The sequence below is a fragment of the Streptomyces sp. ICBB 8177 genome (assembly GCF_003144095.1).
In the GTDB taxonomy this organism is placed as follows: Bacteria; Actinomycetota; Actinomycetes; order Streptomycetales; family Streptomycetaceae; genus Streptantibioticus_D.
This window is the reverse complement of sequence record NZ_NSKH01000018.1, coordinates 2,223,800-2,243,181: the sequence shown is the minus strand read 5'-3', so window position 1 is coordinate 2,243,181 and position 19,382 is coordinate 2,223,800. Positions and strand designations below refer to the sequence as shown.

The 19,382-nt window shown below is 73.9% G+C and carries 16 protein-coding genes and 2 tRNA genes; 9 read left to right on the top strand and 9 right to left on the bottom strand.

Features of this window, described 5'->3' with window-relative positions:
• Nucleotides 1-15: 15 nt before the first annotated feature.
• Complete coding sequence (locus CK485_RS18595; RefSeq protein ID WP_109451975.1) at nucleotides 16-339, top strand: multidrug efflux SMR transporter; 324 nt, start codon at nucleotides 16-18, stop codon at nucleotides 337-339.
• On the opposite strand, the gene CK485_RS30100 is transcribed toward CK485_RS18595, so the two are convergent.
• Complete coding sequence (locus tag CK485_RS30100; RefSeq protein WP_109451973.1) at nucleotides 336-956, bottom strand: TetR/AcrR family transcriptional regulator; 621 nt, start codon at nucleotides 954-956, stop codon at nucleotides 336-338. The genes CK485_RS18595 and CK485_RS30100 overlap by 4 nt on opposite strands.
• 119 nt (nucleotides 957-1,075) lie before the next feature.
• Here CK485_RS30100 and CK485_RS18585 point away from each other — a divergent pair, with 119 nt between their 5' ends.
• From CK485_RS18585 to CK485_RS18575, 3 genes are all read left to right on the top strand, one after another.
• Complete coding sequence (locus CK485_RS18585; protein ID WP_109451971.1) at nucleotides 1,076-1,567, top strand: cupin domain-containing protein; 492 nt, start codon at nucleotides 1,076-1,078, stop codon at nucleotides 1,565-1,567.
• A 53-nt stretch (nucleotides 1,568-1,620) separates the two neighbouring features.
• Nucleotides 1,621-2,448 carry an alpha/beta hydrolase gene (locus CK485_RS18580; protein WP_109451969.1) on the top strand — a complete coding sequence of 276 codons (828 nt, stop codon included), beginning with the start codon at nucleotides 1,621-1,623 and terminating at the stop codon, nucleotides 2,446-2,448.
• Nucleotides 2,449-2,554: 106 nt separating this feature from the next.
• Nucleotides 2,555-3,010 carry a GNAT family N-acetyltransferase gene (locus tag CK485_RS18575; protein ID WP_109453228.1) on the top strand — a complete coding sequence of 152 codons (456 nt, stop codon included), beginning with the start codon at nucleotides 2,555-2,557 and terminating at the stop codon, nucleotides 3,008-3,010.
• 12 nt (nucleotides 3,011-3,022) lie between these two features.
• On the opposite strand, the gene CK485_RS18570 is transcribed toward CK485_RS18575, so the two are convergent.
• The 3 genes from CK485_RS18570 to CK485_RS18560 are packed head-to-tail and all read right to left on the bottom strand — an operon-like array spanning nucleotide 3,023 to nucleotide 7,294.
• Nucleotides 3,023-5,365, bottom strand: a complete 2,343-nt coding sequence (locus CK485_RS18570) for an ABC transporter ATP-binding protein (RefSeq protein WP_109451967.1) — start codon at nucleotides 5,363-5,365, stop codon at nucleotides 3,023-3,025.
• Entirely contained in the window at nucleotides 5,362-6,294 is a 933-nt protein-coding gene (locus tag CK485_RS18565; protein ID WP_109451965.1) for an ABC transporter permease, read from the bottom strand. The genes CK485_RS18570 and CK485_RS18565 overlap by 4 nt, the downstream gene beginning before the upstream one ends.
• Before the next feature lie 16 nt (nucleotides 6,295-6,310).
• Entirely contained in the window at nucleotides 6,311-7,294 is a 984-nt protein-coding gene (locus CK485_RS18560) for an ABC transporter permease (protein ID WP_109451963.1), read from the bottom strand.
• A 239-nt stretch (nucleotides 7,295-7,533) separates the two neighbouring features.
• Here CK485_RS18560 and CK485_RS18555 point away from each other — a divergent pair, with 239 nt between their 5' ends.
• From CK485_RS18555 to CK485_RS18540, 4 genes are all read left to right on the top strand, one after another.
• Nucleotides 7,534-9,213: an ABC transporter family substrate-binding protein gene (locus CK485_RS18555; protein WP_109451961.1), complete on the top strand. Its 1,680-nt coding sequence runs from the start codon at nucleotides 7,534-7,536 to the stop codon at nucleotides 9,211-9,213.
• Nucleotides 9,214-9,289: 76 nt separating this feature from the next.
• Nucleotides 9,290-10,108 (top strand): histidinol-phosphatase, encoded by an 819-nt coding sequence (gene hisN, locus CK485_RS18550; protein ID WP_109451959.1) that lies wholly within the window; start codon nucleotides 9,290-9,292, stop codon nucleotides 10,106-10,108.
• Nucleotides 10,109-10,242: 134 nt separating this feature from the next.
• The gene (locus tag CK485_RS18545; protein WP_109451957.1) at nucleotides 10,243-10,653 is read left to right on the top strand and encodes a CBS domain-containing protein; all 411 of its coding nucleotides are present in this window, start codon (nucleotides 10,243-10,245) and stop codon (nucleotides 10,651-10,653) included.
• A gap of 256 nt (nucleotides 10,654-10,909) precedes the next feature.
• Complete coding sequence (locus CK485_RS18540; RefSeq protein ID WP_109451955.1) at nucleotides 10,910-11,326, top strand: Fur family transcriptional regulator; 417 nt, start codon at nucleotides 10,910-10,912, stop codon at nucleotides 11,324-11,326.
• Nucleotides 11,327-11,341: 15 nt separating this feature from the next.
• Here the strand turns inward: CK485_RS18540 and CK485_RS18535 are convergent, their stop codons facing one another.
• Nucleotides 11,342-13,024, bottom strand: coding sequence for a hypothetical protein (locus tag CK485_RS18535; RefSeq protein ID WP_199239387.1), 1,683 nt, complete (start codon nucleotides 13,022-13,024; stop codon nucleotides 11,342-11,344).
• A gap of 196 nt (nucleotides 13,025-13,220) precedes the next feature.
• Here CK485_RS18535 and CK485_RS18530 point away from each other — a divergent pair, with 196 nt between their 5' ends.
• Nucleotides 13,221-14,096 carry a trypsin-like serine protease gene (locus CK485_RS18530; protein WP_109451953.1) on the top strand — a complete coding sequence of 292 codons (876 nt, stop codon included), beginning with the start codon at nucleotides 13,221-13,223 and terminating at the stop codon, nucleotides 14,094-14,096.
• Nucleotides 14,097-14,194: 98 nt separating this feature from the next.
• Here CK485_RS18530 and CK485_RS18525 read toward each other — a convergent pair.
• The 4 genes from CK485_RS18525 to CK485_RS18510 form a co-directional block, all read right to left on the bottom strand.
• Nucleotides 14,195-14,268: transfer RNA gene (locus CK485_RS18525), tRNA-Met, on the bottom strand.
• A 59-nt stretch (nucleotides 14,269-14,327) separates the two neighbouring features.
• Nucleotides 14,328-15,983 carry a tetratricopeptide repeat protein gene (locus CK485_RS18520; RefSeq protein ID WP_241968484.1) on the bottom strand — a complete coding sequence of 552 codons (1,656 nt, stop codon included), beginning with the start codon at nucleotides 15,981-15,983 and terminating at the stop codon, nucleotides 14,328-14,330.
• Between the two features lie 368 nt (nucleotides 15,984-16,351).
• A tRNA-Met gene (locus CK485_RS18515) sits at nucleotides 16,352-16,425 on the bottom strand.
• A 63-nt stretch (nucleotides 16,426-16,488) separates the two neighbouring features.
• Complete coding sequence (locus CK485_RS18510) at nucleotides 16,489-19,350, bottom strand: UPF0182 family protein (RefSeq protein WP_199239386.1); 2,862 nt, start codon at nucleotides 19,348-19,350, stop codon at nucleotides 16,489-16,491.
• Nucleotides 19,351-19,382: the final 32 nt, after the last annotated feature.

The following is a 19,382-nucleotide window of genomic DNA, read 5'->3' as shown; positions in this document are numbered from 1 at the left end:
ATCGGAGGCGCGCACATGGCATGGCTGCTGGTCGTGGTGGCCGGACTGCTGGAGACCGGGTTCGCGGTCTGCCTCAAGCTCTCCCACGGCTTCACCCGGCTGTGGCCGACCATCGCCTTCGCCTGCTTCGCGCTCGGCAGCTTCGGGCTGCTGACGCTGTCGCTGCGCAAGCTGGACGTGGGTCCGGCGTACGCGGTGTGGACGGGCATCGGCGCGAGCGGCACGGCGATCTACGGCATGGTCTTCCTGGGCGACACGGTCAACGTGCTGAAGATCGTCTCGATCACGCTGGTCATCGCGGGCATCGTCGGCCTGCCGCTGTCGGGGGCCACCCACTAGGCCTGAGGCCGCACGGCCTCGCGGGTCAGTGCGGTCGCGGTGCTCACGACGCTCGCCACCGCCTCCTGCGCGTCGAGCCCGAGCAGGTCGGTCAGGGTGAAGACGGCCTCGGCGCTGATGACGATCGACAGGCCCCGCTTCAGCTGCTCCAGCGCGTCGGCGTCGAGGGTGCCGGCGACCGGCGCGAGCGCGTGGTCGATCAGGCCGAGGCGCAGGGCGGGGCGGGCCGAGACGTCCTCGGGCCGGGTGATGGTGGCGGCGATCATGGCGCGGGGGGCGCCGTCGTGGGCGAGCACGGTGCGGGCCAGGTGCTCGGCCGCGGCGGCGACGCGCTCCACCGGGTCGGTGGAGCCGGCCACGTGGGCCAGCGCCTCGGCGGGGGCGGGCCACTGACCGGCCATCGCCTCCCCCAGCAGGCTGGCCAGGTCGGGGAAGTAGCGGTAGGCCGTGGCCTCGGAGACCAGGGCGGCCTTGGCGACCTCGGGCATCGTCACGTTCCGCCCCTCGCGCATCAGCTCGGAGGCGGCCCGCAGGATCGCGGTGCGCGTCCGCAGCTTCTGGTTGGCGCGGCCGGCGCTGGGACCCCGCCGCGACGCCTGTTCGCTTCGCTGCTGCATGGGACCACTCTAGCAAGTCCACTCTGGTTATGAGAGAGGGCTTGCATGAACGCCCTCCGGTGCCTACATTCATGAGAGTCGGCTCTCACGAGCGGCAGGACGAACAGCAGGAGCAGGCCATGACCGACGATCCACCCCTCCCCTCCCCCGCCCCCGAGGTCGCCCTGGTGACCCGGGACGGCGGTGAGGTCATCGACCTGGGCACGGCCCGCGTCCGGATCCTGGAGGACGGCACCACCACCGGGCACCGCCTCGGCATCGCCGAGATCACCATCCCCCCGCACACCGAGGGGCCGCCGCAGCACCGCCACGCGCAGCACGACGAGGGTTTCTACGTGGTGTCCGGCGCCGCGGTCTTCACCGTCGGCGAGACCGTGCACGAGGCACCCGCCGGAACGCTGGTCATGGTCCCGCCCGGCGCCCCGCACACCTTCGCCAACCCCGGCGACCAGCCGCTGGTGATGATCAACACCTTCACACCGGACCTGTACGTCCAGTACTTCCGGGACCTGCGCGACATGCTCTCCGGCGGCGGCGCCATGACCCCCGGGGCGGTCACCGAGGTGATGAGCCGCTACGCCACCACTCCCACGGGCGGCGCGGCCGAGTGACGCGACGCCGGCACGCCCCCACCCGCACCCACGACGACAAGGAACGCCCCACCATGACGACTTCCGCTCCCACCGCCACCACCCGCGTGATCGACCTGCGCGACGGCCTGAGCGTCACCGTCCAGGATCTCGGCGACTCCGGCGCCACCACCGGCGTCCTGATGCTGCACGGCGGCGCCGGGCCGCGCTCGATGGGCGGCTTCGCCGCGGCGGTCTCGCGGCACGCCCGCGTCATCGTGCCCACCCACCCCGGGTTCGACGGCACGCCCCGGCCTGAGTGGGCCGACTGCGTCGCCGACCTGGCCGTCGCCTACCTCGACGTGCTCGACGAACTCGGCCTGCGCGACGTGCTGGTGGCCGGCAGTTCGGTCGGCGGGTGGATAGCGGCGGAGATGGCGCTGCGCGACACCGGCCGCCGGATCGGCCGCCTGGCGCTGCTGGGCGCGACGGGCATCACGCCCGAGCCCGGGGTGCGGTTCGCCGACCCGGCCGCGCTCGGACCGGTCAGGACCGGCGAACTCGCCTTCCACAACCCCGCGTTCCGCCCCGACCCGGCCACGCTGAGCGAGGAGCAGAAGGCCGTGATGGCCGCCAACCAGCGCGCCCTCGCCGTCTACGCGGGCGACCCGTTCTGCCACGACCCGAAGCTGCGCGGCAGGCTGCACCGGGTCACCGTCCCCGTGCTGGTGCTCGCGGGCGAGCAGGACGGCATCGCGCCCTTCGCCTACCAGCGCGCCCTCGCCTCCGCCTTCCCGCGCGCGACGTTCCGGCCCGTGGCGGAGGCCGGGCACTTCCCGCACGTCGAGCAGCCGGAGGTGGTCCTGGAGGCGATCGGCGCGTTCGTCAACGCGGAGTCCGGGCCGGTGGCCGCGACGCGCTGACCGGCGGCCACCGCCCGTTGCCACGGGCCACCGCCGCGGACCGGGCCGCGCCCCCGGCCGCGGCGGACGTGGCGCGGGCGGCCGGGAAGATGATGGGATGCGCCGCATGGACGAGATCACCATCCGGCGCGCGACCGCCGACGACGTCACCGCCATCGTGGCGCTGCTGGCCGACGACACGCTCGGCGCGAGCCGCGAGACCCCGGACGACCCCGCCCCTTACCTGGCCGCGTTCGCCGCCCTGGACGCGGACCCGGCGCAGACGCTGCTGGTGGCCGAACGCGACGGCGGCGTGATCGGCACCGCGCAACTGACCTACATCCCCGGCCTGTCGCGGCGCGGCGCGACCCGGGCGCAGATCGAGGCGGTGCGGATCGGCGAGGCGGCACGCGGCACCGGCCTGGGCTCGCGACTCATCGAGTGGTGCGTGGCGCGCTCACGCGAACACGGCTGCACGCTGGTGCAGTTGACCTCCGACGTGACCCGCCTCGACGCCCACCGCTTCTACGAGAAGCTGGGGTTCGAGGCGACCCACATCGGGTTCAAGCTCACGCTGCGCTGAGGCGCGGCCGCATCAGGCGGGGGCGGTGATGCCCTCGCGCTCCCGGGGGAAGTGGCAGGCGGTCACGTGGTCGGCGGCCTGCGGGAGCGCCGCCGGGACCTCGTCCCGGCAGCGGGCCCGGTCGGCCTCGGGCAGGGCGGCGTACACCGGGCAGCGGGAGCGGAAGCGGCAGCCGGTGTGGCGGGTGGTCGGCGACGGGGGGTCGCCGGCCAGCAGGACACGGGCCCTGCGGCGTTCGGCGACCGGGTCCGGCAGCGGCACGGCGGACAGCAGCGCCTGGGTGTAGGGGTGCCGCGCGTGCCCGAAGACCCGCTCGACGTCGCCGGCCTCGACGGTGCGGCCGAGGTAGACGACGCTGACCCGGTCGGCGATGTTGCGCACGACCGACAGGTCGTGGGAGACGAAGAGGTAGGACAGGCCGAGTTCGGCCTTGAGGCGGTGCAGCAGGTTGAGCACGCCCGCCTGCACCGAGACGTCCAGCGCGGAGACCGGCTCGTCAAGCACCAGCAGGTCGGGGCTGACGGACAGGGCGCGCGCGATGCCGACGCGCTGGCGCTGCCCGCCGGAGAACTCGTGCGGGAAGCGCTCGGCGTGCGCCGCCTCCAGGCCGACCTGGCGCAGCAACTCCGGTACGGCGCGGGCCGCTTCGGCCCGGGAGGCGCCCTGGGCGCGCAGCGGTTCGGTGACGATGTCGCCGACCGTCATACGCGGGTCGAGGCTGGCCATCGGGTCCTGGAAGACGATCTGCACCCGGGAGCGCAACGCGGCGACCTGACGCTTGGTCAACTCACTGACGCTGGTGCCGAGCAGTTCCACGGTGCCGCTCTCCGGGGCGGTCATGCCGAGGATCTCGAAGAGCGTCGTGGACTTCCCCGAGCCCGACTCGCCGACCAGGGCGAGGGTCTCGCCGCGCCGGATGTCGAGGTCCACGCCGTCGACCGCGTAGACGCTGCCGACCCTGCGCTTGAACGCGACGCCCTTGAGCAGCGGGAAGGTCTTGGTCAGCCCTTCGACGCGCAGCACCTGCTCGCGTTCGGCACGCTCGACGCGGGCGGGCTCGGGCAGCCGAGGCACCGGGAAGACGTCGGCGGGCGCGGCGCCGACGAGGGCGTCGGAGCGCAGGCAGGCGGCGAGGTGGCCGCCGTCCCCGGCCTGGGTGAGCGCGGGCTCGGCCTGACGGCAGGCGTCCTCGGCGAGCGGGCACCGGGGCGCGAAGGCGCACCCGGCAGGCAGCGCGCCCGGGCTGGGCGGCGCACCGGGAATCGGCACGAGCGCCCTGCGGGTCGTGCGCACCACGGGCACCGGGGCGTCACCGTCCCCGGACGTGGAGCCCGCGTCCGGCGCGGAGCCTTCGTCCGCCGTGACGCCTTCGCCGGACGCCGCTCCCTCGCCGGACGCGGCGCCGCCTTGGGGCGCGGAGCCGCCTCCGGAGGTGGGGCCGCCTTCGGACGCCGAGCCGCCTTCGGGGGACCCGGGCTCCGCGACGGCCTCCGGCCCCGCGGCGGCCTGCGCCTCCTGCCCGGTCACCACTTCCAGCCCGTCCAGCCGGGGCACGGCACCGATCAGCGCCAGCGTGTACGGCATCCTCGGGGCGGTGAACAGCGCCTCCACCGGCGCGGTCTCCACGACCCGGCCCGCGTACATCACCGCGACCCGGTCGGCCTGTCCGGCGATCACCCCCAGGTCGTGGCTGACCAGGAGCATCGCCGCGCCCGTCTCGCGTTGCGCGGTGCGCAGCACGTCCAGCACCTGGGCCTGGATCGTCACGTCCAGCGCGGTGGTCGGCTCGTCGGCGAGGATGACGTCGGGGTCGTTGGCGACCGCCATCGCGATCATCGCGCGCTGCCGCATGCCGCCGGAGAACTCGTGCGGGAACGCGTCGGCGCGGGCCCGCGGTTCCGGGATGCCGACCAGGTCCAGCAGTTCCACGGCCCGTTGGCGGGCGGCGGCGCGGCTGACGTCGCGGTGCGCGCGGATCGCCTCCGCGATCTGGTCGCCGATGCGGTAGACCGGGGTGAACGCGGACAGCGGGTCCTGGAAGACCATGGCGATGCGGCTGCCGCGCAGGCGGGACAGGGCGGCGTCGCCGGCGCCGACGAGTTGTTCGCCGCCGAGCAGCACGGAGCCGGCCGCGGTCGCGGTGGCCGGGAGCAGGCCGAGGATCGCCAGCGCGACCGTGGACTTGCCCGAGCCGGACTCGCCGACGAGGCCGAGCACCTCGCCGCGGCGCAGCGTGAGGTCGACGCCGCGTACCGCCTCGACGCCGTCGAACGCGACACGCAGGCCGCTCACGTCGAGCACGGGCGCGGCCGGGCCGTCCGGCGCCGCGATCCGGTGGTGGTCCAGCGCGGTCATCGCCGCCCTCCCTTGCGCCCGCGGCCGCCACCGGCCGTGGGGTCGATCGCGTCGCGCAGTCCGTCGCCGACGAGGTTGACGGCCAGCACGAACAGCACCAGCAGTCCGGCGGCGAAGAAGAACATCCACGGGTAGGTCACGGCCGAGGGCGTGCCGTCCGCGATGAGGGTGCCCAGGGAGACGTCCGGCGGCTGCACGCCGAAGCCGAAGTACGACAGCGCGGTCTCGCTCATCACCGCGCCGCCGACGGCGATGGTCGCGTCGATGATGAGGAAGGACGCCACGTTGGGCAGGACGTGGCGGAGGATGACGCGGAACGGCCCGACGCCCATGTAGCGGGCGGCCCGTACGAACTCCCGCTCGCGCAGCGAGATCGTCATCGACCGCACCACCCGGGCGGTGATCATCCAGCCGAAGACGGCGAGCAGTCCGACGAACGCCAGCCATCCGCCGGAGCGCAGCCGGGGCGAGACGATGGCGATGATCAGGAAGCTGGGGAAGACCAGCAGCAGGTCGACGGCGAACATCAGCAGCCGGTCGGTCCAGCCGCCGAAGTACCCGGCGCAGGCGCCCACCAGGGAGGCCAGCACGGTGGAGAACAACGCGACCAGCAACCCGATCAGCAGCGACTTCTGGAGCCCGCGCACGGTCTGGGCGAAGACGTCCTGCCCGATCCCGTTGGTGCCGAACCAGTGCCGTGCGGACGGCGGTTGGCGCAGCGCGGTGTAGTCGATGGCCTCGTACGACCAGTGGGTTGCGTACGGTCCGGCGAACGCGAGCAGGAAGAGCGCCACCAGGACGACGGCTCCGGCCAGCGCGCCCTTGTTGCGCAGGAATCGCCGGGCGACGACGCGGGCGCGCGAGGCGGCGGGCCGCTCGGCGACGGCCTCGGCGTCGACGAGGACGGCGGGGGTGGTGGTCGTGGTCATGGGGGGTCCTGACTCCTCAGGCGTGCCGGACGCGCGGGTCGAGCGAGGCGTGCAGCAGGTCGGCGAGGAAGCCGGACAGCAGCACCACGACGGCGGCGAAGACGTTGACGGCGACGACGGAGTTGACGTCGTTGTTGTTGATGGCGCTGATGAACCACTCCCCCATGCCGTGCCAGCCGAAGATGGTCTCGGTGAAGGTGGCGCCGGTGAACAGGGCGAGGAAGCCGTAGGAGAAGAAGGTCGACATCGGGATGAGCGCGGTGCGCAGCCCGTGCCGCAGCAGCGCTGTGCGCCTGCGCAGCCCCTTGGCCCGGGCGGTGCGCAGGTAGTCGGAGCCGAGCACGTCGAGCATGGTGCTGCGCTGGTAGCGGCTGTAGGAGGCGATGGCGAACAGCGCGACGGAGATGGTCGGCAGCAGCAGGTGCACCGAGCGGTCCTTCAGCACCGTCCAGAACCCGCCGCCCAGGCCCGGCGTGGCCTCGCCGGTGAACTGGATGACGTGCGTGCCGGTGGTGTTGTTGAACCAGATCGCCCCGGTCTTCAGCAGCACCGCGAGCAGGAAGACCGGCGTGGACAGCAGCGCGAACGACGCCAGCGTCACCACGCGGTCCGACAGCCGGTACTGCCGCACCGCGGTCCAGGCCCCGACCAGCACCCCGAGCACGGTGCCGATGATCGTCCCGGCCAGCAGCAGCCGCAGGCTCACCCCGAGCCGCCGCCCGAACTCGGCGTTGACGGAGGTGCCGTCGATGGTCCTGCCGAGGTCGCCGTGCAGGGCGCGCACCGCCCAGTGGCCGAAGCGGTCCATCAGCGGCGTGTGGTCGTTGACACCGATCGCGGTGAGGTGGGCGTCGACGGCGGCCGGCGAGATGGGCGGCTGGCGGCCCGCGTAGTAGGCGCGCGGGTCGAGCGCGACGGAGGCCAGCAGATACGACAGGCAGATGGCGACCACCAGCAGCACGACGTAGTAGCCGAGCCGCTTGGCCAGATAGACCCCCAACGGTGGCCGCCTTCCTGTGCGTTGGGGGCGTGTCCCCCGATGTGTTCCGTCCGGTGTGCGGTGAGCGGTGTCCGTACCGCGGCACGCGCGGCGCGCCGTTCAGCATGATCGCTCCCTATTGCGGCAGTGTGAAGAGCCCATGACAATGTTCCGCGGTACCTGCCTCAGCGGCGGAGCGCGTTCTACGGTCTGCCGAGCCCTGTCCACCGGCCCACGAACCGACGAAGGACGCACCCGTCATGCGCAGATCCACCACACTCGCCCTCGCGGCCACCGCGACCGCCTCCCTCGTGCTGTCGGGGTGCGGCGGGTCCTCGGGCGGCTCGTCGGACGGCAAGCAGCAGGTGGCCGTGGCCGACGTCAACGCCCGTCCGCTCAGCGACCTCAAGCAGGGCGGCACGCTGCGGCTCCCGATCGAGCAGTGGATCGACCAGTACAACTCCAACACCGCCGACGGCGCGCAGGGCGACGCCTCGGAGATCACCGCGGACGTCGAGCCGGTGCTGTTCCGCACCGACGAGCACGGTGTGCCGCGGCTGGACCCCGACTACCTGGTGTCCGCCCAGGTCACCTCGACCTCGCCGCAGGTCGTCACCTACCAGCTGAACCCGAAGGCCCGCTGGTCCGACGGCACGCAGCTGAGCTGGCGCGACTTCCAGGCCCAGTGGAAGGCGCTCAACGGCGGCAACACCGCCTACCAGGCGGCCGACACCTCCGGCTACGACCAGATCTCCGGCGTGGCGCAGGGCGCCGACCCCCAGCAGGTGAAGGTCACCTTCAGCTCCCCCTACGCCGACTGGCAGCGGCTGTTCACCCCGCTGTTCCCGGCCGCCGCGTACTCCACGCCGCAGGAGTTCAACAACGGCTGGACGCAGAGGATCCCGATCACCGCGGGCGCGTTCCGCATCACCACGTACGACAAGACCGACCAGACCCTGACGCTCACCCCCGACCCGAAGTGGTGGGGCACCAGGCCCAAGCTCAGCTCGCTGGTGTACCGGGCGATGGCGCAGACGGCGATCACCGACGCGTTCCTCAACGGGGAGATCGACGAGGCGCAGGCCGAGGACCCGGACGACTACCGGCGGCTGGTGAAGGACAAGGACGCGCAGATCCGCACCGGTTCGCGCTGGGACGAGGTGCACGTCACGATCAACGGCGCACACGGGCCCCTGAAGGACGTGCGGGTGCGCCAGGCGATCGGCGAGGCGATCAACCGGCAGGCCACCGCGGACGCCTTCGGATCCGGACTGCCGTACAAAATCAACGTGTTGGGCAACCACTTCTTCATGCCCGACCAGCAGGGCTACCAGGACAACGCGGGCGTCTACGGGAAGTTCGACCCGGCGGCCGCGGGCAAGCTGCTGGACGAGGCGGGCTGGAAGGACAACGGAGCGGGCAAGCCGCGCACCAAGGACGGCCAGAAGCTGGAGGTGGGCTACCTGCTGAGCGCGGGCTCGCCGCAGACCACGGTGGACACCGCCCAGTTGATCCAGCAGATGCTCGGCCAGATCGGCATCAAGGTGGACATCCAGAAGGTGCCGGACAACGACTTCTTCGACAAGTACGTCAACCTCGGCAACTTCGACCTGGTGAGCTTCCGCAACACCGACTCGATGTACCCCTCGACGCTGGTGTCGGTCTACCAGGAGCCGCAGGGCAAGAACCTCTTCCAGAACTTCGGCTCGGTCAGCACCCCGCAGATCGACGCGCTGCTGAAGCAGGCCGCGGGCACCACGGACAAGACGAGGGCGCAGGCGCTCTACAACCAGGCGGACAAGCTGATCTGGCAGGCCGGCAACTCGGTCGAGCTGTTCCAGCGCCCGCAGGTCGACGCGGTCCGCACGGGCCTGGCCAACTTCGGCGCGTCCGGTCTGGTCAACTTCACCGACTACTCCAAGGTCGGCTGGGTGAAGTAGCCGGGGCGCCCCCGGGGACCCGCCCGGCGGCGGCGCGCGTAGCCGCGGGGCGGGCCGGATCGCTACTGTTCACCGCATGCCGGACTTCTACGACGACCTGCGCCTCGCCCACATCCTGGCCGACGCCGCCGACTCCGTGACGATGGCGCGGTTCAAGGCGCTGGACCTGAAGGTGGAGACCAAGCCGGACATGACGCCGGTCAGCGAGGCGGACAAGGCCGCCGAGGAGCTGATCCGCAGCCAGTTGCAGCGGGCCCGGCCGCGGGACGCGGTGCTGGGCGAGGAGTTCGGCACCGAGGGCGGCGGCGCGCGGCGCTGGATCGTCGACCCGATCGACGGCACCAAGAACTACGTGCGCGGCGTGCCGGTGTGGGCCACGCTGATCGCGCTGTCGGTACGCGGCGAGGGCGGCCCGGAGGGCGACGACGGGGTGGTCGGGCTGGTCTCGGCGCCCGCGCTGGGCCGCCGCTGGTGGGCGTCGAAGGGCGGTGGCGCGTACACCGGCCGCAGCCTGTCGTCGGCGACCCGGCTGAAGGTGTCCGGGGTGGACCGGCTGGCGGACGCGTCGTTGTCCTACTCGTCGCTGAGCGGCTGGGAGGAGCGCGGCCGCCTGGACGCGTTCCTCGACCTGGGCCGGGCCTGCTGGCGCACCCGGGCGTACGGCGACTTCTGGTCGTACATGATGGTCGCCGAGGGCTCGGTGGACCTGGCCGCCGAGCCGGAACTGAGCGTCTGGGACATGGCCGCGCCGTCGGTCGTGGTCCGCGAGGCGGGCGGCCGCTTCACGTCGCTGGACGGCGTCCCGGGCCCGTACGGCGAGAACGCGGCGGCGTCGAACGGCCTGCTCCACGAGGAACTGCTGGCCCGCCTGGGCCGGGGGCCCGCGGCGCGCTGAGGGCTCACGGTGGCAGCCCGAGGCGATCGGGCCCCCGCGCGCCCCTTGCCGCGCTCCTTGTGCACATGTGAAAATGAAGACCGAGCGGCTTGTGAACATGTGAAGCCGTGACGGCTCTTCCCCAGGGGTAGCCCATGCTGGTCCGTGACGCGATGACCACGGTAGTCCTCACCATCGGCCCCACCCACACGCTGCGTCAGGCGGCGGCCCTGATGTCGGCTCGGCGGGTCGGCTCGGCGGTCGTGCTCGACCCCGACACCTGCGGCCTCGGCATACTGACCGAACGCGACATCCTGAACGCGATCGGCCTGGGCCTGGACCCCGACCGCGAGCCGGCGCACGCCCACACCACGACGTCGGTGGTCTTCGCGGCCCCGGCGTGGACCCTGGAGGAGGCGGCGTCGGCCATGGTCCGGGGAGGCTTCCGCCACCTGATCGTGGTGCGGGACGAGGCCCCGGTGGGCATGGTCTCGGTCCGGGACATCATCCGCTGCTGGACCAGGGGGAGGCACTCGGCGACGCCGGAGCAGGCGGCGCTGGTGTGAGCCGCCCGGGACGCGCGCACCTTTGAGGGGACCGGGGCCTGAGGCTCCGGTCCCCTCATACGGCAAACGCCCGTCGGCCGCGGAGGGCCTTGTGCCGCCGCCTCCAGCCGCTTGCCGTAGTCCTCGCCCCCGTTCCGGTTCCCCGACCTCGATCCTACGGTAGACAGAGTCCAAGTCAAGATGAGGCCCAGCCCCGGAACAAGTCCCGTCCCATACGGATTCGGAGTCCGGATATCGCACTGTTAGGCTGGTGTGCATGAGTGACCTGCTGGAACGACTTCGCGGACGCGGCTGGCGGCTGACCGCACAGCGCCGGGTGGTCGCCGAGGTGCTCGACGGGGACCACGTCCACCTGACCGCGGACGAGGTGCACGCGCGAGCCGCTTCGCGCCTTCCCGAGATCTCCCGGGCGACCGTCTACAACACCCTGGGTGAGCTGGTGACCATCGGCGAGGTCATCGAGGTCGCGACCGACGGGCGGGCCAAGCGCTACGACCCCAACGCGCACCGCCCGCACCAGCACCTGGTCTGTTCGCGCTGCGGCGCCATCCGCGACGTCCACCCCGCGGGCGACCCGCTGGCCGACCTGCCGTCGAGCGAACGCTTCGGCTTCACGGTCTCCGAGGTCGAGGTCACCTACCGCGGGCTGTGCCCGGAGTGCGTCAGGGCCTGACGGCCCGGCGGCTCGTCACGGCGCGGGCGGTGTCGTCCGCAGCGCCCGGGTGATCGCGTCGCGGTCGGCCTGGCTGAGCGGCGCCCGCCGCAGCAGCCGCTCCAGACCCTCCCTCCGTCCGCGTTCCGGCGCCGCCGTGCCGTCCTCGGCGGGCGCGAGCAGCCAGGCGCGCACCCTCGTCCTGGCGCGTGTCGCGACCTGCGGCCTGGCATCGGCCGCCGCCCGCAGCAGCAACTCCAGCCGGTCGAGGCGTCCCAGCGCCTCCGCCGCGCGCAACGCCGCCCGCCACACCGGCGACTCGGGGCGCTCCAGCGCCGTGAGCAGCGTCGCGAGGTCCGCCGTCCCGGTGGCGGCCAGCGCGTCCAGCGCCTCGCGCGCCACGCCCGCGGCCGGGTCGCCGGCCGCCGCCCGCAGCACCTCGGCCACGTCCAGCCCCTGGCCCTGCCCGCGTGCCGTCCTCGTCCCGTGCGGCGGCCGGGGGCACGGCGGGGGACCGGCGGCCAGCCTGCCGAGGGCGCGCACCGCCGCGCGGCGGATCACCGGCGCCCACGAAGGGTCCTCGGCGAGCACGGCCAGCAGGGGCAGGTCACAGGCGTCCCCGCACTCCCCCAGGCCCGCGGCGAGCCCGGCGACCAGGCGGGGGTGGGTGGTGCGGCCGCAGCGGCGCAGCTGCTTGCGGTAGACGTCGACCGGGGGCTCGCCGCGCCGGTAGAGCTTCCAGCGGGCCTGGGCGCGCACCGCGCGGGAGCGGTCGGCCAGCGGCGCCACCAGCCGGGCGGCGGGCACGTCGTCGGGCAGCGCGGCCACCGCCAGTTCCCGCACCCCCGCCGACCGCGCCCACATCAGCCGTCCGGCCTGGTCCGGGTCGAGGTCGAGGAGCGCCTGCGCGCACAGCTCACGGCAGACCTGGTCGTGGTCGTGCAGCGCGGCGCGGGCCAGGTCGCCGCGGACGTACTCGCCGAGTTCCAGGGCGAGCGCCATGCCGAAGCGCCGGGCGTACGGGTCGGGTTCGGCGGCCAGGCGGCGCACGGTGCGGCGGCGTTCCGGCGCCGACAGCGCCGTCCGGTAGGCGGCCAGCGCCTCGCCCGCCCGGCCGCGCCGCTCCAGCCTGGCCAGTACCCGTACCGCGGCGGTCGCCTCGTCCGGCGCGACATGGGCGAGCAGCGCGGCGACGGCGCGTTCGCGCACCGCGGGCACCCAGTCGTCGGCGCGCAGGGCCAGCGCCACCGCGGCCGCCGGCCCGCCGACGAGGGCCAGGCGTTCGACGGCGCGCTGTCTGCGGTGGCCGTCGCGGTCGAAGGAGTCCAGCAGCAGCCGCAGCGGCTCGTCGTCGCGGGCCCCGGACGCGGGCCGGCCGCGGCCTGCGGCGCCCGGTGCGACGGCGGTGGCGGCGGGGCCGTACGGGGCCGGGGCGTGGCCGGCGGACGCGCCGGGGCCGACCGACGGCTCGCGGGCCGCGCGGTCGAGAGCGAGCCACAGCTGCGGGGGCGCGTGCAGCAGTTCGGCCAGCGCGGCGGAGCGGTCCTCCGCGCCCGCGGTGGCCGCGCTCGCGCGCAGGGCGGTCAGCAGGGCGGTGACGGCCGCCGGAGCGCCGGTCGCCGCCGACCCGCGCAGCGTTCGCCAGCGATCGCCGTCCGCCGCCCCGCCTGCCGGGGCCCGGCGGCGCAGCACCGTTCGCGCCTGTCCTCTGCGCAGCAATGCCGCCTCCGCCGCTCCCACGCCGCTCCCGGTTCCAGAATCTCCCGGCGCGGGCCGCCGTCCAAGGGAGTTTGCTCGCCTTTGCCCAGGCCATACCGGTCCTCTACCGAAGACTGGTTCGAGTCGACGGGGTGCACCGTATTCTGGACGGCGTTGTCCCCACAGCGACAGCACAGCGAGCTGAGGGAGGTTCGGGGTGGGCCGGCGCAGGCGGACGCGGATCGCGTTCCTGACGGCGGTGGGTGTCCTCGCCGTCGCCGCCGGACTCGTGGAGTACGCCCCGCACGTGGTGGCGCTGGCGCAGCAGCCCAGGCACCGCGCCCAGGCGACGGCCGAGCCCACGCCCCCGGACGACTGGAACCGCAAGGGCACGTACCTGGGCGCCGGGCAGGCGTACCCGTCGGTGGTGCGGCTGCTGGGCAGCGACTCGACCCCCACGTGTAGCGGCGCCGTGGTGCACAGCCCCGGCGGCGACATCGTGATCACCGCGGCCCACTGCGTGTTCGCCGACGGCTCGTACAACACCGGCCTGTCGGTGGCGCCGGGCACGACCGGCGGTGACAACCCGCACGGCACCTGGCAGGTCGACCGGATCTGGGTGGACCCGCACTACACCGACAACCACGACGAGGACTACGACTACGCGTTCCTGCGCGTGACGCGGCCCGACGGGGCCCGGATCGAGGACGCGGTCGGCGCCGACACGCTGGCGACGGACCTGCCGTACCACCTGACGTCGGTGACCACGACCGGCTACCCGGACGACGACAACCCGGGCGACGCGCAGCTGAGCTGCACGATGGACGTCTACCGCTCCCCCGCGCAGCCGAAGTACCGCGAGATGCACTGCGACGGCTACACCACCGGGGTCTCGGGCGGGCCGTGGGTGCGGCTGAGGCCGGGGGCCAGGACGGGCGAGCTGGTCGGCATCGTCGGCGGCTTCAACGGCGGCGGCCCCTCGGACGACGACCCGCACGCGGACGCGGTCTCCTACAGCCCGTACTTCACGGCGGCGACCCGCTCCCTGCTGGCGGAGGCGGTCGCGGGCCAGGGCGGCCAGGCGGGCCACTGACGGCACTCGCGGCGGCGTCCGCCTACCGAGAAAGTCGCCCGTGTGACGGGAAAAGCGGTGAGGCCCGGAACCTCGCGGTCCCGGGCCTCACCGTTCAGTAGCGGGGACAGGATTTGAACCTGCGACCTCTGGGTTATGAGCCCAGCGAGCTACCGAGCTGCTCCACCCCGCGTCGTTGTGTCTTCACTGTAGACGACGCGTTCTGAGCAGTGCAAATCCTTCCGGCGCGGATCAGGCGGTCAGCTCCTGGCGCAGGGCGTCCGCCAGCCGCGCCGCGCGTTCGGCGACCTCGGCGGGGCCGCACTCGACGGCCCGCGCGCACCACGTCCTGGCGTCGTCCAGCGCCCCGCGCCGGGCGGCCAGCAGGGCCAGACGCAGCGCGGCCCGGCCGTGGCCGCCTTCGGCGGCGCGCCGCCACCACAGCGCGGCCTCCGGCTCGCTGCCCTCGCGGGCCAGCAGCAGCCCCAGGTTGAACGCGCCGTCACGGCTGCCCGCCTCGGCGGCCAGCCGGTACCAGCGGGCGGCGTCCACGGTGTCGCCGCGGCGGGCGGCGCGCATGCCGAGGCGCACCTGCGCCCTGCGGTGGCCGTGCCGGGCGGCCCGCTCGTACCACTCCTCGCACTCGGCGCCGTCCTGGTCCAGGACGGCGCCGAGACGGAACGCGGCCTCCGCGCTGCCGCCGCCGGCCGCCCGGCGCAGGTGCTGCTCGGCGGCCGGCGCGTCGCCGTCGCGTTGCAGGGCGATGCCGACCTGGAGGGCGGCCTCGGTGTGGCCCTCGGCGGCGGCCCGCCGGTACCAGCCGAGCGCGGCCTCGTGGTCGTCGCGGCCCGCGCACAGGATGCCGAGGTTGAACGCGGCGTCCACGCTGCCTGCTTCGGCGGCCTTGGAGAACCACGGCTCGGCGCCCGCCGCGTCGCCCTGCTGGAGCAGCTGGACGGCGAGCGCGTTGGCGGCCTCGCGGTGGCCGGCGTAGGCGGCACGGCGGTACCACTGCTCGGCCTGGGCGGTGCGGCCGCGGGCGGCGCACAGCAGGCCGAGGTTGTAGGCACCGTTGTCATCGCCCGCTTCGAGCGCGACGCGGTACCAGCGCTCGGCGGTCTGCGTCTCGCCCTCCTGGGCGTGCAGCGCGCCCAGCGCGTTGGCGGCCCGGCCGTCGCCGTCGAGAGCGGCGCGCCGCCACCACTCGGCGGCGCCGTCCACGTCGCCCTCGTCGCGCAGCAGGAAGCCCAGCGCGCAGGCGGCCCGCGGCTCGCCGTCCTTGGCGGCCGTCAGGTACCAGCGGGCGGCCTCCTTCACCTCGCCGCGCTCCTCCAGCACCGTGCCCAGGCGCAGGGCGGCGACGCGGTGGCCGCGGGCGGCGGCCTGCCGGTACCACTGCTCCGCCTCGGCGCTCTCGCCACGCTCGGCGCAGTACCGCGCGACGCGGTGGATCGCCTCGCGGTGGCCCTGCTCGGCGGCGGCCCGGTACCAGCGTTCCGCGGCGACGTCGCGGCGGTGCTCCAGCAGCTGGGCGAGGGCGTACGCGCCGAGGGCGTGGCCGGACTCGGCGGCCTGCCGCAGCCAGTACTCGGCGCCGCTCTCGTCGCCGCGCTCGCGGTGGTGGCGGCCGAGCGCGTGGGCGGCGGCGGCGCTGCCCGCGACGGCGGCGACCCGCCACCAGCCCGCGGCCTCGTCGACCAGTCCGCGCTGGTGCAGCAGCACGCCCAGGTTGTTGGCGGCGGCCCGGTCACCGGCGGCGCCGGCGGCGCGCAGGTAGGGCTCGGCCGCGTCCACGTCGCCGCGGCGCAGCAGCAGGGTGCCGAGCAGGCTGCACGCGCCCGCGTCCCCCGCGTCCGCGGCGCGCCGGTGGCGGGCCTCCAGCTCGGCTTCCTCACGGGCCGTCAGCATGTCGTCGTCGAGGACGACCGCGGTCTCAACCGGCTGGTCGGACACGGTCGTTGCGCTCGCGCCGCGAGTCGGCGGACGAGCCTGAAGAACTTTCGCACCATCCCCCATGGGATCCATCGTCGCACCACCCGCAACCGGCGTACACCTGGTATACCGCAGCCTGTGAGGTCTCTACAGCGTTTTGTCGACTTCCCGACACAACGACATGGCAAACAACGGCGGTTGGGGCACCTGTCCCCCGCATCCGCGTTCGAACACGCTCCGGGGACCGCGCACGGTTCCGCACCAGCCCCCGCACCAGTCCGCACCCGTTCCGCACATGGGGAAGGCCCGGAGTCCCTGGGGACTTCCGGGCCTTCCCTCTCCAGTAGCGGGGACAGGATTTGAACCTGCGACCTCTGGGTTATGAGCCCAGCGAGCTACCGAGCTGCTCCACCCCGCGTCGTTGTGCGGCAACCGTACCACGACGCGGGAGTTGTCCCGCACTGCGGCCGTATTCGGCGTTCTACGACGTCGGGGCGGGTGTGCCGGTGTCCGACGCGGCGGCACGCGCCCGCTGGAGCGCCTCGCCGAGCTGCCGCTGCGCGGTGCCGTACGCCGTCCAGTCGCCCGCCTTGAGCGCCTTCTGCCCCGCGTCGTACGCCCGTTGGGCGTCGGCGAGCGCCTGCTGGACGGCCTGGGAGGCGCCGGTGGCGGCGGGCGGCGGGGCGCCGGAGGTGGTGGTGCCGAACAGGTCGTCGAGGGAGTCGCCGAGGGTGTCGCCGAGCGCGGTGCGGTTCCCGTAGGCCACCAGCACCTTCTTGAGCAGCGGGGCGCCGGCGCCCGCGCCGCGTACGTAGACCGGCTCGGCGTACAGCATCCCGCCGTCCAGCGGCACGGCCACCTGCTCGCCGTACTCGACGTCCGAGCCCCCGCGGCGCAGGGCGCCGATCTGCGCGGCGACGCCGGTGTCGGTGCTCAGCCGGTCGTGCACCTGCGCGGGTCCGGGTCCTGCGCCGCCCGCGGGCGTCCGCAGCAGGGTGAGGGTGCCGTAGCCGGGGCTGGTCGCGTCGGAGTCGACGGCGAGGTAGCCGCCGAGGGTGCCGCGGCCGGCAGGGGTCAGGACGCTGGTGAGGCTGTAGCGCTGGGTGGTGCTGCCGGGCAGCCGCACGTCGAGGTAGGCCGGCCGGATCGCGCCGGAGCCCTTGTCGGCCGGGTCGTCGGGGACCCGCAGCTGCTGGTCGCCGCTGAAGAGGGCGGCGGCGTCGGTGACGTGGTAGCGGGTCAGCATCTGCCGCTGCACGGTGAACAGGTCCGTCGGGTAGCGCAGGTGGGGCATCAGGTCCGCGGGTATCGCGGACCTGGGCAGCACGGTGCCGGGGTAGGCGCGCGTCCACGTCTTGAGGACCGGATCGGTGGTGTCCCACTGGTAGAGCCGGACCTGCCCGGTGTACGCGTCGACGGTCGCCTTGACCGCGTCGCGCACGTAGTTCACCTGGCCGTCAAAGGCGGCACTCGCCCCGTCGCCGTCCCCCGCGGAGGCCGGGTCGCCCAGGGTGGTGCGGGAGGAGTACGGGTAGTCGTCGCTGGTGGTGTAGCCGTCGACGACCCACTCGATGTGGCCGTCGACCACCGCCGGGTACGGGTCGTCGTCGACGGTCAGCCAGGGCGCGACCGCCCGCACCCGCTGCTGGGGCGTGCGGTCGTACAGGATGCGTGATTTCTTGCCGACGGCGTCGGAGTACAGCAGTTGCGGCTGGCCGAGCTGGACGGCGTAGGCGGCGCGGGTGAGCGGGTCGGCCAGGCTCACGCCGCTGCCGCCGGTGTAGTGGTAGCCCTTGCCGCCGGTCCCGGCCGACTCGTCCGCCTCGGGGGTGGGGCCGTCCACGATGGCGTACCGCGTGGTCTGCTCGCCGTAGTAGATCCGCGGCTGGACGGCGCCGCCGCCCGCGCCGGTGCCGGTGAAGTCGGGGGCGCCGGAGGCGGTGACCGTGTCGGCGTCGGCGGTGACCAGGCCGTAGCCGTGGGTGTAGCGCAGGTGGTCGTCGATCCAGTCGCCGCCCGGCACGGCGTCGGAGTTCAGCTCTCGTACGCCGACGACCGTCTCGCGCTGCGTGCCGCCGGGTGCCGCGGCGCGGTCGACGGACAGCGGCGAGTCGAACGCGTAGGCGCCGCGGCCCGCCCGTGCCTGCTGGAAGGCGGGCGCTGCCAGGTCCGGGTCGAGCAGCGGCACGTCGGCGGCGCCCGCGGCGTCGTCGCGCAGCTTCGTGGCGGGCACCGACGACGCGGCGGTGCCCGGGTAGGCGGTCTCCTTGGTGTTCGCGATGCCGTAGGCGGCGCGGGTGGCGTCGATGTTCTTCTGCAGGTACGGCGCTTCCTTGGCCGCCTCGTCGGGCTGCACCTGGAACTTCTGCACGATCGCCGGGTACAGCCCGCCGATGAGGATCGCGGACAGCGCCATCAGGCCCAGGCCCAGCACCGGCAGGCTCCAGGTGCGCCGCCACAGGGTGGCGAAGAACAGCAGCGCGCAGATGATCGCGATGCAGCACAGGATGGTCTTGGCGGGCAGGTAGGCGTCCGCGTCGACGTAGCGCAGTCCGCTCCAGCCGGGCACCGCCTTGATGCCGCCGCCCTTGACGGCCAGCCCGTAGCGGTCCAGCCAGTACGCGACGGCCTTGAGCGACAGGAACAGCCCCATCAGCACCGACAGGTGGCCGGTGGCGGCGGCGGTGGCGCGGGCACCGCCGGGGGTGGCCAGGCGCAGCCCGCCGTAGAGGTAGTGGGTGAGGGCCGACGCCAGCAGGCACAGCAGCACGGCGGCGAACCCGAAGCTGAGCAGGAAGCGGTACCACGGCAGGTAGAAGGTGTAGAACGACACGTCCAGGCCGAAGCGCGGGTCCTTGGTGCCGAACGGCACCGCGTGCTCGTACAGCAGCCAGGTGCGCCACTGCCCGGCGGCCGACGCCCCGGCGATCAGCCCGACCACCGCGCACACGGCCACCAGCAGCCAGGTGCGGAACGGGGCGATGCCCAGCCGGTAGCGGTCCAGGCTCTGCTGTTCCGCGGACATCGCGCCCAGCGGCGGGCGCAGCCGGTGCGCCAGGTGCACGTTCAGTCCGACGGCGACGGCCATGACCAGGCCGAAGACGGTGAACAGCCCGAGCCGGGCCCGGCAGGTGACGGTGAAGACCGAGGTGAAGCGCACCGACCGGTACCACAGCCAGTCGGTCCAGAAGCCGGAGAACATCACGAACGCCATGCCCAGCACGGCGAGCGCGCCGAGGGTCACGAACAGCGCCCGCACCCGCCGCGACGTTCCGCCCACGGCCAGGGCGGGTCCGGTCGGGCCCTCCTCGCGGTCGGGCATGTGGAAAGCCAAGGCGCGCACCTCGAAACGTCGGCGAACAGGCGTGCCGCACG